Source organism: Rhodopseudomonas sp. (genome assembly GCF_048594845.1).
Taxonomy (GTDB): Bacteria; Pseudomonadota; Alphaproteobacteria; order Rhizobiales; family Xanthobacteraceae; genus Rhodopseudomonas.
The window spans coordinates 16,171-29,941 of sequence record NZ_JBMDXE010000080.1; the positions used below are offsets into that span (position 1 = coordinate 16,171).

13 protein-coding genes are annotated in these 13,771 nt (G+C 65.0%); 11 read left to right on the forward strand and 2 right to left on the reverse strand.

Features of this window, described 5'->3' with window-relative positions:
• The first annotated feature begins 174 nt into the window (after positions 1–174).
• On the forward strand, positions 175–1,152 hold the full coding sequence (locus ACOJTD_RS04565) for an NADPH:quinone oxidoreductase family protein (RefSeq protein ID WP_420131742.1): 978 nt from the start codon (positions 175–177) through the stop codon (positions 1,150–1,152).
• A gap of 8 nt (positions 1,153–1,160) precedes the next feature.
• Here the strand turns inward: ACOJTD_RS04565 and ACOJTD_RS04570 are convergent, their stop codons facing one another.
• Positions 1,161–1,316, reverse strand: a complete 156-nt coding sequence (locus tag ACOJTD_RS04570) for a hypothetical protein (protein ID WP_420131743.1) — start codon at positions 1,314–1,316, stop codon at positions 1,161–1,163.
• Positions 1,317–1,467: 151 nt separating this feature from the next.
• Between ACOJTD_RS04570 and ACOJTD_RS04575 the strand changes: the two genes are divergently transcribed.
• From ACOJTD_RS04575 to ACOJTD_RS04600, 6 genes are all read left to right on the forward strand, one after another.
• The gene (locus ACOJTD_RS04575; RefSeq protein WP_420131744.1) at positions 1,468–2,061 is read left to right on the forward strand and encodes a cytochrome c oxidase subunit 3; all 594 of its coding nucleotides are present in this window, start codon (positions 1,468–1,470) and stop codon (positions 2,059–2,061) included.
• 5 nt (positions 2,062–2,066) lie between these two features.
• Positions 2,067–2,336, forward strand: a complete 270-nt coding sequence (locus ACOJTD_RS04580) for a cytochrome C oxidase subunit IV family protein (protein ID WP_420131745.1) — start codon at positions 2,067–2,069, stop codon at positions 2,334–2,336.
• Positions 2,337–2,441: 105 nt separating this feature from the next.
• Positions 2,442–2,894 (forward strand): c-type cytochrome, encoded by a 453-nt coding sequence (locus tag ACOJTD_RS04585; RefSeq protein WP_420131746.1) that lies wholly within the window; start codon positions 2,442–2,444, stop codon positions 2,892–2,894.
• Positions 2,895–2,930: 36 nt separating this feature from the next.
• Positions 2,931–4,277, forward strand: coding sequence for a cbb3-type cytochrome c oxidase subunit I (locus ACOJTD_RS04590; RefSeq protein WP_420131790.1), 1,347 nt, complete (start codon positions 2,931–2,933; stop codon positions 4,275–4,277).
• A gap of 63 nt (positions 4,278–4,340) precedes the next feature.
• Positions 4,341–5,153, forward strand: coding sequence for a CbbQ/NirQ/NorQ/GpvN family protein (locus ACOJTD_RS04595; RefSeq protein ID WP_420131747.1), 813 nt, complete (start codon positions 4,341–4,343; stop codon positions 5,151–5,153).
• A gap of 147 nt (positions 5,154–5,300) precedes the next feature.
• Positions 5,301–7,211, forward strand: coding sequence for a nitric oxide reductase activation protein NorD (locus tag ACOJTD_RS04600; RefSeq protein WP_420131748.1), 1,911 nt, complete (start codon positions 5,301–5,303; stop codon positions 7,209–7,211).
• 12 nt (positions 7,212–7,223) lie between these two features.
• On the opposite strand, the gene ACOJTD_RS04605 is transcribed toward ACOJTD_RS04600, so the two are convergent.
• Complete coding sequence (locus ACOJTD_RS04605) at positions 7,224–8,207, reverse strand: HAD-IIA family hydrolase (protein WP_420131749.1); 984 nt, start codon at positions 8,205–8,207, stop codon at positions 7,224–7,226.
• A 167-nt stretch (positions 8,208–8,374) separates the two neighbouring features.
• Here ACOJTD_RS04605 and ACOJTD_RS04610 point away from each other — a divergent pair, with 167 nt between their 5' ends.
• The 4 genes from ACOJTD_RS04610 to ACOJTD_RS04625 all read left to right on the forward strand — a co-directional run bounded on the left by ACOJTD_RS04610 (position 8,375) and on the right by ACOJTD_RS04625 (position 13,736).
• Complete coding sequence (locus ACOJTD_RS04610; RefSeq protein WP_420131750.1) at positions 8,375–9,937, forward strand: ABC transporter substrate-binding protein; 1,563 nt, start codon at positions 8,375–8,377, stop codon at positions 9,935–9,937.
• 75 nt (positions 9,938–10,012) lie between these two features.
• Entirely contained in the window at positions 10,013–10,993 is a 981-nt protein-coding gene (locus tag ACOJTD_RS04615) for an ABC transporter permease (protein WP_420131751.1), read from the forward strand.
• 2 nt (positions 10,994–10,995) lie between these two features.
• On the forward strand, positions 10,996–11,910 hold the full coding sequence (locus tag ACOJTD_RS04620; protein WP_420131752.1) for an ABC transporter permease: 915 nt from the start codon (positions 10,996–10,998) through the stop codon (positions 11,908–11,910).
• A complete protein-coding gene (locus ACOJTD_RS04625) occupies positions 11,910–13,736 on the forward strand; it encodes an ABC transporter ATP-binding protein (RefSeq protein WP_420131753.1) in 1,827 nt (608 codons plus the stop codon). The genes ACOJTD_RS04620 and ACOJTD_RS04625 overlap by 1 nt, the downstream gene beginning before the upstream one ends.
• Positions 13,737–13,771 lie beyond the last annotated feature (35 nt).

Consider the following 13,771-nt stretch of genomic DNA (forward strand, 5'->3'; position numbering starts at 1 on the left):
TCATAATCCTGTCCAATCCGGTGGCGAGATCGCCAGCGGGCTCGGCCGGCTGCCGTTTTCTGATCCTCATGGCCCGTTGAAGGCGTGCGCGTGTCGCCATCCATGCGCCGGCGCGCCTGTTCACGGCTGCGGTTTTCCGGCTATGCAGAGGCTAGGTCTCGCCAAGAGGATGTCATGAAAGCAGTCGTGGTCGACGAATTTAACCGCATCGAGAATATCGGCATCAAGGATGTGCCCGAACCATCCCTGTCGCCCGGCATGGCGCGGGTGCGGATCCAGGCGGCCGCGGTGGGATTCGTTGACGGACTGAAAGTTCAGGGGCTTTACCAGACCAAAGATCCCTTGCCGTTCACGCCCGGAACGGAATTCGCCGGCGTTGTCGATCAGGTGGCTGACGGCGTCACGCTGGTGCCCGGCACGGCGGTGATCGGGATGGCCCGGAACGGTGGCCTGGCCGAATACATCTGCCTGCCGGCGACCGACCTGATGGCGGCGCCGCAGGGGCTTTCGCCGGAAATGGGCGCGTCGTTCTTCGCCAACTATCTGACGGGGCTGTATGCGCTGCGCTATCGGGCAAAGCTGCAGGCCGGCGATATTCTGCTGGTCCTCGGCGCGGCCGGCGGCGTCGGCATCGCGGCGGTGCAGATCGGCAAGCTGCTCGGCGCCCGTGTGATCGCGGCGGCTTCGAGCGAGGAGAAGCGGCAGTTCGCGCTGAAGCACGGTGCCGATGCGGCTGTCGACTACACCAGCGCTGACTGGCGCGACCAGCTGAAGGATCTCACGGCGGGGCACGGTCCCGATGTGATCTATGATCCGGTCGGCGGCGAGGTCAGCCTGCAGGCCTTCCGTTCGATCGCCTGGAATGGCCGCCACCTCGTGGTCGGCTTTGCGGCCGGCACCATCCCGGCTCTGCCGTTCAACCTGCCGCTGCTCAAGGGGGGCGCATTGCTCGGCGTCGATCTCGCCCAGATCGGCCGCCGCGAGCCTGCGGTGCGCGATGAGGCGATGCGGCAGCTGTTTGCCTGGTTGCGCGATGGCGAACTCGTCCCCGTCGTCGGCCGGGTGTTTCCGTTCGCGGAGTTTCGCGCTGCCTTCACGGCAATGACGACGCGCGCGGCGCTAGGCAAGATGGTGGTGCGGATCGGCGCGTAGTCGTGCCGCTACTGCGTCAGGAACAGCGACCCCGCAATCACGAGCGTGACGACGATCGCCGTCACGGTGCCGGCCGTCCGCAATGCGCCGACCGAGCGCATCGCCATGGCGAACGCAATGATGATGGCGGAAACGACGATCAATCCCCATTGCGCTTCGGTCATGGCGGCCTCCGGTGGACTTGGCGTGACCAGACCCTAGCGTCTGCCGGCAGATCGTGATTGCCGCAGCACAATCTTCGCGGCGATAGCCGGAAAAAACCGCGAGGTTGTTCGGCGACAAACGGCGCGCGGATGCGACCGCTAGGGTCGCGGCATGAGTTCCTGTCCTACTGCGACCGTGTCCGACGTACCGTCGGCTATTTCCGAAGCCTCCGTGCTGGACACGCTGCCCGGCTATCCGATGATCTGGCTGCTGATCTTCAGCGAACTCGCCGCATTTGGCGCACTGCTGGCGGCGTTCTCGGTGGCGAAAGCGCTCGACCCGGCGACGTTCGCGGCGGGGCAGGCGCAGCTCGATCCGCTGATCGCGGCCGTCAACACCTTCTGCCTGGTCACCAGCGGCTGGTGTGCGGCCCGCGCCTGTGCGGCGGCCCATGCCGACGCGCGCGCCGCCGCCCGGCGATGGCTCGCGGGCGCCAGCCTGCTCGGTGGTCTCTTCATCGTGCTGAAACTGACCGAATATGCCGACGAGATCGGCCGCGGGATCGACGTCGAGACCAGTGCGTTCTTCACGCTGTATTTCCTGCTCACCGGCTTCCATCTGCTGCACGTCGTGCTGGGCCTCGTCATTCTGGGCGTCGTGGCCTGGCGCGCCGAGCCGGCCAATGTCGAGACCGGCGCCGCGTTCTGGCACATGGTCGATCTCGTCTGGCTGATGCTCGTCCCGATCATCTATCTGATGCGGTGAGCGTGATGATCAGGCTGATCCATCGCCGCGATCGCGCCGTGCTGTTGTTGCTCGTCTTCACCGGCGTAACCGTCGCGCTCAGCCGCAGCCCAGCTGCCGCCTTCGCCGGTGGCGCGCTGCTGATCGGCGTCGCAGCGTTCAAAGCACGGTTGCTCGTGCTCGATTACTTCGGCTTTCGAAACGCCGCAGGCCCTTGGCGTGCCATCCTGCTAATGTGGATCGGCTTCGTCGCACTCGCCGCGCTGATCCCAGGTCTCGCGCAACTGCTGCGCTGATCGCACTGAACGTTGTGCCAGCACAACGTAGCTCCGACCGCCTTCGATAGCATCCGTTGCGAAGCTGCAAGCTCCGCATTGCCCCGCATCGAAAGGAACCAAGTGATGGCCGAACGCCTCACCAAGTCCGCCGCCCGCACCGTCTTTTTCGGCGGCTCGGCATTCTTCTTCGCAATCTTCGTCGGTCTCACCGCGCACAGCCATTACTACATCGTGACGCGGTCGACCGACACGGCAACGCTGACCGACTCCGTGGCGCGCGGCAAGCACGTCTGGGAAAAGAATTCCTGCATCAACTGCCACACGCTGCTCGGCGAGGGCGCCTACTACGCGCCCGAGATCGGCAACGTCTGGGTGCGATGGGGCGGCGACAAGGATCCCGCGCAGGCGCGTGAGATGCTGAAATCCTGGATGGCGTCGCAGCCCTCCGGCGTCGAAGGCCGTCGCCAGATGCCGCAGTTCCATCTGAGCGATCAGGAGGTCAACGACCTCGCCGATTTCCTGGAATGGACCAGCCGCATCAAGACCCAGTCCTGGCCGCCGAACAGCGCCGGCTGATCGCTTTCACCCGCCCTCCACCGGAAGACCGTCATGATCAAATATCAAACCCAGAGGGTCGCGCTGCTGTATTTCTACGGCGCGCTGACGCTGTTTCTCGCCCAAGTCTCATTCGGCGTGCTCGCCGGCACGATCTATGTGTTGCCCAACACATTGTCGGAGCTTCTGCCCTTCAACATCGTCCGGATGATCCACACCAACGCGCTGATCGTGTGGCTGCTGATGGGCTTCATGGGCTGCACCTATTATCTGGTGCCGGAGGAGAGCGAGAACGAGCTGTTCAGCCCGTTTCTCGCCAAGCTGCAGTTCTGGCTGTTTTTCGGCGCCGCGGGTGCTGCCGTGGTGGGCTATCTGTTCCATTATCACGAAGGGCGCGAGTTTCTCGAGCAGCCGTTCGTGATCAAGATCGGCATCGTCGTCGTCTGCCTGATGTTTCTGTTCAACATCACCATGACGGTGCTGAAGGGGCGCAAGACCACCGTCACCAACATCCTCTTATTCGGGCTGTGGGGCGTCGCGATCTTCTTCCTGTTCTCGTTCTACAACCCGGCCAATCTCGGGCTGGACAAAATGTACTGGTGGTACGTCGTCCATCTGTGGGTCGAGGGCGTCTGGGAATTGATCATGGCGTCGGTGCTGGCGTTCCTGATGATCAAGCTCAACGGCATCGACCGCGAAGTCGTCGAGAAGTGGCTCTATGTCATCATCGGCCTGGCGCTTTTCTCCGGCATCCTCGGCACCGGCCATCATTATTACTGGATCGGCGCGCCGGGCTATTGGCAGTGGATCGGCTCGCTGTTCTCGACGCTGGAAGTCGCGCCGTTCTTCACCATGGTGGTGTTCACCGTGCAGATGACCTGGAAGGCCGGCCGCAAGCACGAGAACCGCGCCGCACTGCTATGGTCGGTCGGCTGCTCGGTGATGGCGTTCTTCGGCGCCGGCGTCTGGGGCTTCCTGCACACGCTGTCCAGCGTGAACTACTACACCCACGGCACCCAGGTCACCGCGGCGCACGGCCATCTCGCCTTCTTCGGCGCCTATGTGATGCTGAATCTGGCGATGATGACTTATGCGATCCCGCAGCTGCGCGGCCGCGCGCCGTACAACCAGATGCTGTCGATCGCCTCGTTCTGGCTGATGTGCACGGCGATGAGCGTGATGACTTTTGCGCTGACCTTCGCGGGCGTCATCCAAGTGCATCTGCAACGCGTGCTCGGGCAGAGCTTCATCGAGGTGCAGGACCAGCTCGCGCTGTTCTATTGGGTGCGGCTCGGCTCCGGCGTCTGCGTGCTGATCTCCGCACTGATGTTCGTCTGGGCTGTCCTGCTGCCCGGACGCACCAAGCAGGCTGCCCTCAGCGGCGCCCTGCAGCCGGCCGAATAGGCCCAACTGGCGGCCACGATGACGCCGTGGCCGCCAGCCTTTTCCTCCTTCGGAGACATCGCCATGAAGCCTGTTCTGCACGCCGTCGACGCCGTCGTCTCGCCACCGCCTTACTACGCGCCGGCCGGCCATGAATGCGCGCTGTTCGAACAGGCCTGGAAGCGCCGCGTGCCGCTGCTGGTCAAGGGCCCGACCGGCTGCGGCAAGACGCGCTTCGTCGCGCATATGGCAGCCAGGCTCGGCCTGCCGCTGTTCACCGTGTCGTGCCACGACGATCTCACCGCCGCCGACCTCACCGGCCGCTATCTGCTCAAGGGCGGCGAAACGGTGTGGACCGACGGCCCGCTGACGCGCGCGGTTCGGCAGGGCGGCATCTGCTATCTTGATGAAGTCGTCGAGGCGCGCAAGGACGTCGCCGTGGTGCTGCATCCGCTGGCTGACGACCGCCGCGTACTGCCGCTGGAGCGCACTGGCGAGGCACTGATCGCGCCGCCGCATTTCATGCTCGTAGTGTCGTACAATCCCGGCTACCAAAGCCTGCTGAAGGCGCTGAAGCCATCGACCCGGCAGCGCTTCGCCGCGATTGAGTTCGGCTTTCTGCCGCACGCGCAGGAAGTCGCCGTGGTTGCCGCCGAAAGCGGCCTCGCCCCCGACCGCGTCGCGCCGCTGGTGACGCTCGCGGCGCGGCTGCGCCAACTTAAGGGACATGATCTCGAAGAGGGCGTCTCGACGCGTCTGCTGGTGTACTGCGCCAGTCTGATTGCCGAAGGCCTGCCGCTGCGCGACGCCGTACTCGCAGCAATGATCGAGCCGCTGACGGACGATGCGGATGTGAAGGCGGCGCTGATCGAAGTCGCGAACGCGGTGATCGCATAACTCTTGCCTCTCGTCATTCCGGGACGCGCCTCTTGGCGCGGGCCCGGAATCCATAACCCCTATCTGTGACTATGGATTCCGGGCTCGCCGCTTTGCGGCGCCCCGGAATGACAAAAGAGAAGCGTTCCTACTCATTGGACGATGACGATGCTCGACTTTCTCGAACTCGAAGAAACCGTCGGCCGTGCCTGGCACCGCATGGTCGGACGCGCGGCGAGTTATCCGGACTATCCGGAGGCGGCGGCGCTGCTGCGTGACGAGCGGACCGCGCTCGGCGTGATGTATCGCGGGCTCGGCGGTGAGGTCGGCGTGCAGATCGCGCCGGCGGGCGCCCGCACGTCGGGTCATCGGCTCGGCTGGAAGCAGCGCATCGGCCTTGGCGAAGAGCGGCTGGCGCAGCCGGGACGGGATGCGGCGACGCTGTTTCTGCCCGAGCGGATCGCGCTGTTTCCCGACGTCGAGCTCAATCGTACGCTGTATCGTTGGCTTGCGGCATGGTTCGCCGTAGCGCCGGATGAGCCGATCAGCGAGGCCGATCCGCTGCGGCGAGATCTCCGCGTACTGCGCCGCGCGGAGCGAACGACGCGCACGGTGCTCGCAGCGTTTCCGGGCCTCTCCACGGCACATGCTGCGGTTGGCGATGCGCTGGCCCAAACGCGGCCGCATCGTTCGCTGTCGCGCACCGAGCGCGACATCGAAATGCTGATCCTCAGGTTGCTCGGCGCCGACGCGCGGCCCGATCCTGCACTCTGGCGGATCATCGTCGGCGATGCAGACCTGCCGCCCAACGCTCCCCCCGGCTATCAGACCTTTCTGCCGTGTCCGTTGTGGGGCGAGGTGTGGGCTCGTTCGGATGACGCCCCGCGCCGTGAAGCCGACGAGCCGGGGGACACCGCGTCGCGTCAGACCTCCGAACCACGTCGTAAGGCCGCTAAGCGCAAGTCTAACGACGGACCGCAGCGCGATCCGCTTGCGCTCAATCGCTTCGAGAAGATCCTGGCGATGGCCGAAATGGTCAATGTCGATCGCCCGACCGATGAGGACGACGATGAACACGCCGACAAGGCGGCCGATGATCTCGACGAGATCACGCTCGGCAAGTCCACCAAGAAGCCGTCGAGTAAATTCCGGTTCGATCTCGATCTGCCGCCGCAGGCGGTGGAGGCCGGGCGTCTCATGGCTGGCAAGCTGTATCCAGAGTGGGACTACAAGCGCGCCGCCTATCTGCCGGATCACTGCCGCGTCGTCGCCGCGCCGGCGTCCGCCAAGGGCGAAGCCTGGCAGTGCAGCGAAGCCACGCGCGTGCTGATCAAGCGCGTGAAACGCCAGTTCGAGACGCTGCGGCCGCGCCATGAACTGCTGCGGGCGCAGCCCGATGGCAACGATCTCGACCTCGACGCGGTGGTGCGGGCGCGTTGTGATTTATCAGCCGGCGGCGCCGGCTCGGAGCGGTTGCATCTCGCGGCGCGGCCGCAGGCGCGGGATCTCGCGGTGACGCTGCTGGTCGACGTGTCGCTGTCGACCGATGCGTGGATCGATAACCGTCGCGTGCTCGATGTCGAGAAGGAGGCGCTGACGGTGCTGGCGCATGGGCTTTCCGCTTGCGGCGATGCGCACAGCATCCTGACCTTCACGTCGCGCCGCCGCGATTGGGTGCGGGTCGAGACCGTGAAGGCGTTCGGCGAGCAAATGGGGCCAATCGTGGAGCAGCGTATCGCAGCGCTGCGGCCGGGCTACTATACGCGGATTGGCGCCGCGTTGCGCCACGCCACGGCCGAGCTTGCGGCGCAGCCACAGCGCAAGAGGCTGGTGTTGCTGCTCACCGACGGCAAGCCGAACGACGTCGATCACTACGAAGGCCGCTTCGCGCTGGAGGACAGCCGCAAGGCGGTGCAGGAGGCGCGGCGCAATGGCGTCGCGGTGTTCGGCGTCACCATTGATGTCGATGCGCAGGACTACTTCGCGCCGCTGTTCGGCCGCGCCGGCTATGCGATCGTCGGCCAGGTCGAGCGGCTGCCGTCGGCGCTGCCGCGGATCTATCAGCAGCTGATGTGCTGACCGTCCCTACTGCTAGGGTCGACCGACTTCGTCGATGAGATCGCGCAGGCTGGCAATCACCCGATCCGGTGTCACGCCGGCCACGGGGGCATGTGGCAAACCTGTGGCAACCAGAAACGACCGGATGCCGGCGCGCTGGCCCGCGATGATGTCAGTTGCGACTTGATCGCCGATCATGATCGTCTCGGATTTGTCGGTCCCGACATGCGCCAGCGCCGCCTCGACCATGAACGGCTGCGGCTTGCCGACCACGATCGGCTCCACCGCCGGAACTGCGGCGGTCACGGCGGCGGCGAGTACGCCGACGCAGGGCTCGAGGCCGTCGTCGGCGGGAGTCAGCAGGTCGGGGTTGGTGACGACGACGCTCGCACCGTTTAGCGCGGCGCGCACCGCAGTGCGTAGCTTGTCGTAGTTGAGTGCGTAGTCGAAGCCGAGCACGACGACCTCTGCGTCGTCGCCCGCGAGTGTGAAGCCGCTCTCTTCAATCGCCTCGAACAGCGGCGCCTCGCCGATCGCGAAGACGCGCGTGCCCTTCCGCCAACGCTGCTGCATCAGGCTGGCTGTGGCCGATACGGCGTTGAACACCTGGGCGGCGGTGGTTGGGACGCCCATGCGTTGGAGCTTGGCGGCGAACTGAGCGGCGGATTTGGTCGCGTTGTTGGTGACGAACGCATAGGGCACGCCGCGCGCGTGCCAGGCCTTGAAAGCTTCCACCGACTCCGCGATCGGCTGATCGCCGCGATACAGCACGCCGTCGAGATCGGAGATGATACCCCGGATCGCCCGTTTGTCTTCGCCGGCCATAGCCAAGTCGCGTCTCCTTCTGCTCATGATTGCCCCGGGACGATAGGCGAGGGCCGTTGTCCAAGCCATTTCTGCCCATGCACCGTTCATGTTCTGCACGTCGAAAGGGCGCTGTGCGCGTGCAATGAGCCGCACTGCAGCAACCGACATAGCCCGGATTCCGGGCAATGCCTGCGGGAGAAGCGTGAGCAACGGAATCGTGGAGCAGCGGGTATCAGGTCGCGCAGGCAGTTGGTCTAGGCTTCGCACTGTCACGGGGACGATGCCGCCCCGGTGTCCTTGCGCTGCGAGCGAAGCGACTGAACGCGGTCGGCGGCATTCGGCGTCACCTGATTATCACCCCGAGGGGAAAGGGCACCATGATCAATCGCAGAAACCTGTTGCTGGGCGGCGCCGCGGGTGCGGCCGCACTGGGATTCGGACGCGTCGATCCCAATTTTCTATTCAACTCCGCTTTCGCGGCGGAAGGGCGGACGCTGCGCTTCCTCGGCGCCGAAGCGCTGAGTGGCAATTGGGATCCGACCACGCACACCAATCTCGGTCAGCTGATCGTCGAGGGTTTCGTGTTCGGCTATCTGACCCGCGCGCCGATGAAGCCGGAGAAGCCGGACGAACTGATCTTCGAGCTCGCCGAGTCGCTGACGCCGATCGATCCGTTCACCTTGGAAGTGAAGCTGCGCAAGGGCGTCAAGTTCCACAATGGCGCGCCGTTCACCTCCGCCGACGTCAAGGCGACCTACGAGTACGGCTGTCTGCCGGATCGCCCGGCGCAGTGGTACCCCGGACTCGTCAAGGTCGATATCGTGGACGACTTCACCTGCCGCATCAACACCAAGGAACAGGGCTATCCGGCGACGCTGTTCTACTATCTGTCGTCGTTCCTGCCGATCATGTCGGCCAAGGACGTCGCCAACAAGGCGCAGCTCTCGGCCCGCATGAACGGCACCGGCCCGTACATGTATGTCGAGCAGAAGGGCGACACCACGGTGCTGAAGGCGAACCCGGATTTCTTCATGGGCGCGCCGAAGATCCCGGGCGTCGAATACAAGTTCGTCGGCGACACCACAACGCGCACGCTGTCGCTGCTGAACGGCGAGGCCGACATCATCGAGCGGCTCGAGCAGGAGCAGGTCGAGACCATCTCCAAGGACAAGCGCTTCAACATCCACAAGGCGGTCTCGGTCGAGAACAAATATCTGTTCTTCCGCTGCTCGAAGAAGCCGTTCGACGATCCGCGCATCCGGCTCGCCGCCTGCCATTCGATCGACCGCAAGCAGATCCTCGAAATCCTCGGCGTCTCGGGCACCTTCTCCAAGGCGCACATCTCGCCGGTGAAGTTCGGTTACACTGAAGTGGCCGAATATCCTGAATACGATCCGGACAAGGCGCAGAAGTTGCTCGCCGAAGCCGGCTTCCCGAAGGGCGCGGGTCTGCCGGAACTGACCTACTACACTTCCGTCGGGTTTTATCCGAAGACCAAGGAGTACGCCGAACTGATCACCGGCATGCTGCAGGAACAGGGCTTCAAGGTGAACCTGCAGACGCTGGAAGTCGCGGCCTGGGGTAACCTGCTGTACGACAAGCCGGGCGGCGGTGAAGGCAACATGATCGACTGCGGCTGGTGCACCGGTTCGCCGGAGCCCGACCTGGTGCTGCGCACCCATTTCCACTCGTCGTCGAAGCGTATCACCGGCATCGTCGACAAGGAGATCGACGCGGTGCTCGACAAGGAGCGCAACGCGCCGTCTCTGGAAGAGCGCAAGAAGATCCTGCAGACCGAGACGCTGCCGACCATCGCCAAGAAGGCGCCGGCGCTGGCGCTGTTCACCTCGGTGTTCATCCACGCTTACAGCAAGAAGCTGGAGGGGCTCTACATCTACCCGAACGGCATGCAGGACATGACCAAGGCCACGCTGGCCTGATCGGTCATCCACGCGGCGGGCCGGGGGGCATCCCGGTCCGTCGTACCTTCTTCTGTCAGTGCATAGGATGCCTTCATGCTGATCCTCGAATTTCTGATCAAGCGGATCCTGCAGGGCTTCCTGATCATCGGCATCACCTCGTTCATCATCTTCACGCTGCTGCGCGTGGTGCCGGGCGATCCGGTGCGGCTCATCGTCGGCGGCATGGCGCCGCCCGATGTGGTCGAGAAGGTCGCGACCAAGATGGGGCTGCGCGACCCGATCATCGTGCAATACGGCCGCTACATGGTTGGCCTGTTGCAGGGCGATCTCGGCCAGTCGTATTTGCGGCCGCGGAGCGGCATGGTGGCGGCCGGCGGCCAGTATGTCGATCCGACCAAGTCCGACATGGCGCCGGTGATCGACCTGATCCTCGAGCGGCTGCCGTTCACGCTGCAACTCGGCGCCGTCGCTCTGGTGTTCGCGCTGCTGCTGTCGTTTCCGGTCGGCATCGCCGGCGGGCTCAGACCTGACGGCTGGCCGAACAAGCTCGCCTTTGGACTGCAGTCGCTGTTCGTCTCGATTCCGAATTTTTGGCTGGCGATCGTGCTGATCCTGTTCCTGTCGGTGAAGCTCAATCTGCTGCCGGCGCTGGGCTATCAGGGTTTCTCCTACGTGCTGCTGCCGGCGCTGGTGCTGTCTGTGGAGATCGCGCCGTTCATCATCCGCACGCTGACGACCTCGCTCGGCGAGGTGATGCAGGCGCCGTTCATCGACGAGGCGCGGGTACGCGGCCTGTCGCGGCGCCGGATCGTCTACGCGCATGCGCTGCGCAACGCCGCCGTCCCGCTGGTCAATCTGCTCGGCATCCAGCTTTCGACGCTGATCGGCGGCGTGCTGGTGATCGAATACATCTTCGACTATCCGGGCCTCGGCAACCTCACCGTGGTCTCGGTGGTCGGCCGTGATTTCCCGGTCATTCAGGGCATCGCCATCACCACCAGTGCGGTGTTCGTGTTCATCAACATCATCGTCGATCTGGTCGCCTATCTGATCGATCCGCGCGTGGAGCTCTGAAGATGACGCTGGCCTCGACCGTGACCATCGCGCCCGAGCCCGCCGCCGCGACGCAGTCGGTCAATCGGCGCATCCTTTCGGCCGCCTGGGGCATGACCAGCTTCCGCATCGGGCTGTTCGTGTTCCTGGCGCTGCTGCTGGCCTCGGCGATCGTGCCGGAAATCTCGTCGATGAGCGCCACCAAGATGGTGGTGAAGGACAAGTTCCTGCCGCCGCTGTTCCTCGGCGACAAATGGAGCTGGGGCCATCCGCTCGGCACCGATCAGCTCGGCCGCGACATGCTGCTGCGCTGCCTGATCGGGCTGCGCTACTCGCTGCTGATCGGCATCGTCACCGTGTTGCTGATTTTCATCATCGGCTGCGGCCTCGGCCTGTTCGCCGGCTTCAAGGGCAAATGGTGGGACACCATCATCATGCGCATCACCGACGCGCAGCTCTCGATCCCGATGATCATCCTCGCCATCACCATTTTGGGCGTGTCGCGCCCGACGGTGCCGACCATTATCATCGTGCTGGCGCTGTCCGGCTGGCCGCTCTACGCGCGCGTCGCGCGCAGCGCCGCCGTCACCGAGCGAGGGCTCGAATATGTCCGGGGCCTCCGCGTGCTCGGCGCCGGCGACTGGCGCATACTGCTGCTGTTCGCCGCGCCCAACATCCTGCCGCCGATCGCCTTCGTGGCGGTGCTCGACGTCGCCCGCATGATGATCTTCGAGGCCATCCTCGGCTTTCTCGGCCTCGGCATCCAGCCGCCGACCCCGAGCTTCGGCAGCATCATCGCCGACTCGCGCAAATATCTGATCAACGCCTGGTGGATCGCCACCAGCCCCGGCGTGTTCCTCGCGGTCGCGCTGACCTCGATCAACCTGATGGGCGCCGCGCTCGAGAAGGCCCGCAACCGGGTGTACGGAGGCCTGTAATGGATCTGTCGCTGATCCTCGAAGTCGACAATCTCACCGTCGGGCCGCGCGCCGAAGGCACCGCGCCGATCCTCGACGGCATCAGCTTCCAACTGCACACGTCGGAGATCTTCGGCATCTATGCGGAGAGCGGCGGCGGCAAGACGATGCTGAGCCGCGCGCTCGCCGACTGGCTGCCGGACAGTCTGACCTATCGGTCCGGCCGCGTCCTGTTCGCCGGCCACGATACGCTGAAGAAGACCTCGACGGGTACGTTTCGGGTCGGCCGCGACATCGCCTATATCGGCTCCAAGCCGCAAAGCTCGCTCGATCCGACCATGCCGGTCGGCATTCAGATCGCCGAGAAGCTGCACAGCGTGCGGCCCGAATGGGCGCCGAACGAATGCCGCGAGCGTGTCATCCAGTTGCTCGGCGAGGTGCGGATTCCGTCGCCGGCGGAGCGCTACTACGAGTATCCGTCGAAATTCTCCGGCGGCATGATGCAGCGCGCGATGATCGTCGACGCGATCTGCGCCGAGCCGGCGGTGCTGATCGCCGACAACATCACCCAGCCGCTCGACGTCACCATCGCGGCGCAGATCGTCGCGCTGCTGCACGATCTCTGTCTGCGCCACAAGATGGCGACGATCTATCTGACCTCGTCGCTGCCGATCCTCGGCCAATTCGGCAAGCGCACCGCGCTGATGCATCACGGCCGCTTCGTCGAGCAGCAGCCGTTCGAGGATCTGCTGAAGACGCCGCAAACCGACGCCGCGCGTAGCGCGATCGACAGCGTGCCGCGGATCTGGTCGGCGGGCGAGGGGCCGCCGATCCGCCGCCATGCCGAGGGCGAAGCGCCGTTGATGCGGGTCGCGGGCGTGCAGCGCACGTATCGCCAGCGCAAGCGCGGCACCTTCAACACCTATCGCAACATCCAGGCGGTGCGCGGCGTCACACTCGACATCATGCCGCGCGAGAATTTCGGCATCGTCGGCGAGTCCGGCTGCGGCAAGTCGACCTTGACGCGGATGCTGGCGTGGCTTGAGACGCCCGACACCGGCACGATCGTGCTCGGTGGCACCGATCTCGCCAAGCTGTCGCCGCGCGAACTGATCCGCAAGCGCAACGAATTCCAGCTGCTGCTGCAGGACCCCTACACGGCGCTGCCGCCGCGCACCACGGTCGGCCGCATGATCGAGGAGAGCTTGCGGATTCGCGGTGAGGTCCCGCGCAAGGAGATGCGTGCGAAGGTCACCGCCGCGATGGCGGAGGTCGGCCTGCCGGCCAAGCTGTACGATGCGCTGCCGAATGCGCTGTCGACGGGCGAGCGTCAGCGCATCTCGATCGCGCGTGCGTTGATCCTCGATCCGAAGCTGCTGATCCTCGATGAAACGCTATCGGCGATCGACCAGCGCGAACAGGGCAAGCTGATCGACCTGTTCTCGCGACTGCAGGCCAAGAACGATCTGACTTACGTGTTCATCTCCCACGACCTCGCGATGGTGCGAAAGGTCTGCACCCGCATCGCCGTGATGTATCTCGGCGAGATGGTGGAGATCGCCGACAACCGCGACCTGTTCTTCGATCCGCAGCATCCCTACACCAAGGCGCTGCTGTCGGCGGCGCCCACGCTTGAAGAGAAGCCGTTCAATGCCGGCGACTTCCTGCTCGAAGGCGAACCGCCGAGCCCGATCGACATCCCGCCCGGCTGCAGCTTCGCCTCACGCTGCCCGCAAGCCTTCGGCCGCTGCCGCGTCGAAACCCCGCGGCTGCAGGAACATCAGCCGGGGCGGTTCGCGGCGTGCCATTTGCTCGACAATGTGGACGCGGAGCCGGCGGCGGCGTAGCTCTCGCCTCTACGCTGCGGAAAACCAGCCGCAGC

Excerpts from the sequence above, each read along its gene's own strand:
- ACOJTD_RS04595 (WP_420131747.1), top strand. The coding sequence starts at position 4,341 with ATGAAGCCTGTTCTGCACGCCGTCGACGCCGTCGTCTCGCCACCGCCT.
- ACOJTD_RS04625 (WP_420131753.1), top strand. The coding sequence starts at position 11,910 with ATGGATCTGTCGCTGATCCTCGAAGTCGACAATCTCACCGTCGGGCCG.
- ACOJTD_RS04580 (WP_420131745.1), top strand. The coding sequence starts at position 2,067 with ATGATCAGGCTGATCCATCGCCGCGATCGCGCCGTGCTGTTGTTGCTC.
- ACOJTD_RS04615 (WP_420131751.1), top strand. The coding sequence starts at position 10,013 with ATGCTGATCCTCGAATTTCTGATCAAGCGGATCCTGCAGGGCTTCCTG.
- ACOJTD_RS04575 (WP_420131744.1), top strand. The coding sequence starts at position 1,468 with ATGAGTTCCTGTCCTACTGCGACCGTGTCCGACGTACCGTCGGCTATT.
- ACOJTD_RS04620 (WP_420131752.1), top strand. The coding sequence starts at position 10,996 with ATGACGCTGGCCTCGACCGTGACCATCGCGCCCGAGCCCGCCGCCGCG.
- ACOJTD_RS04610 (WP_420131750.1), top strand. The coding sequence starts at position 8,375 with ATGATCAATCGCAGAAACCTGTTGCTGGGCGGCGCCGCGGGTGCGGCC.
- ACOJTD_RS04585 (WP_420131746.1), top strand. The coding sequence starts at position 2,442 with ATGGCCGAACGCCTCACCAAGTCCGCCGCCCGCACCGTCTTTTTCGGC.
- ACOJTD_RS04600 (WP_420131748.1), top strand. The coding sequence starts at position 5,301 with ATGCTCGACTTTCTCGAACTCGAAGAAACCGTCGGCCGTGCCTGGCAC.
- ACOJTD_RS04565 (WP_420131742.1), top strand. The coding sequence starts at position 175 with ATGAAAGCAGTCGTGGTCGACGAATTTAACCGCATCGAGAATATCGGC.
- ACOJTD_RS04570 (WP_420131743.1), bottom strand. The coding sequence starts at position 1,316 with ATGACCGAAGCGCAATGGGGATTGATCGTCGTTTCCGCCATCATCATT.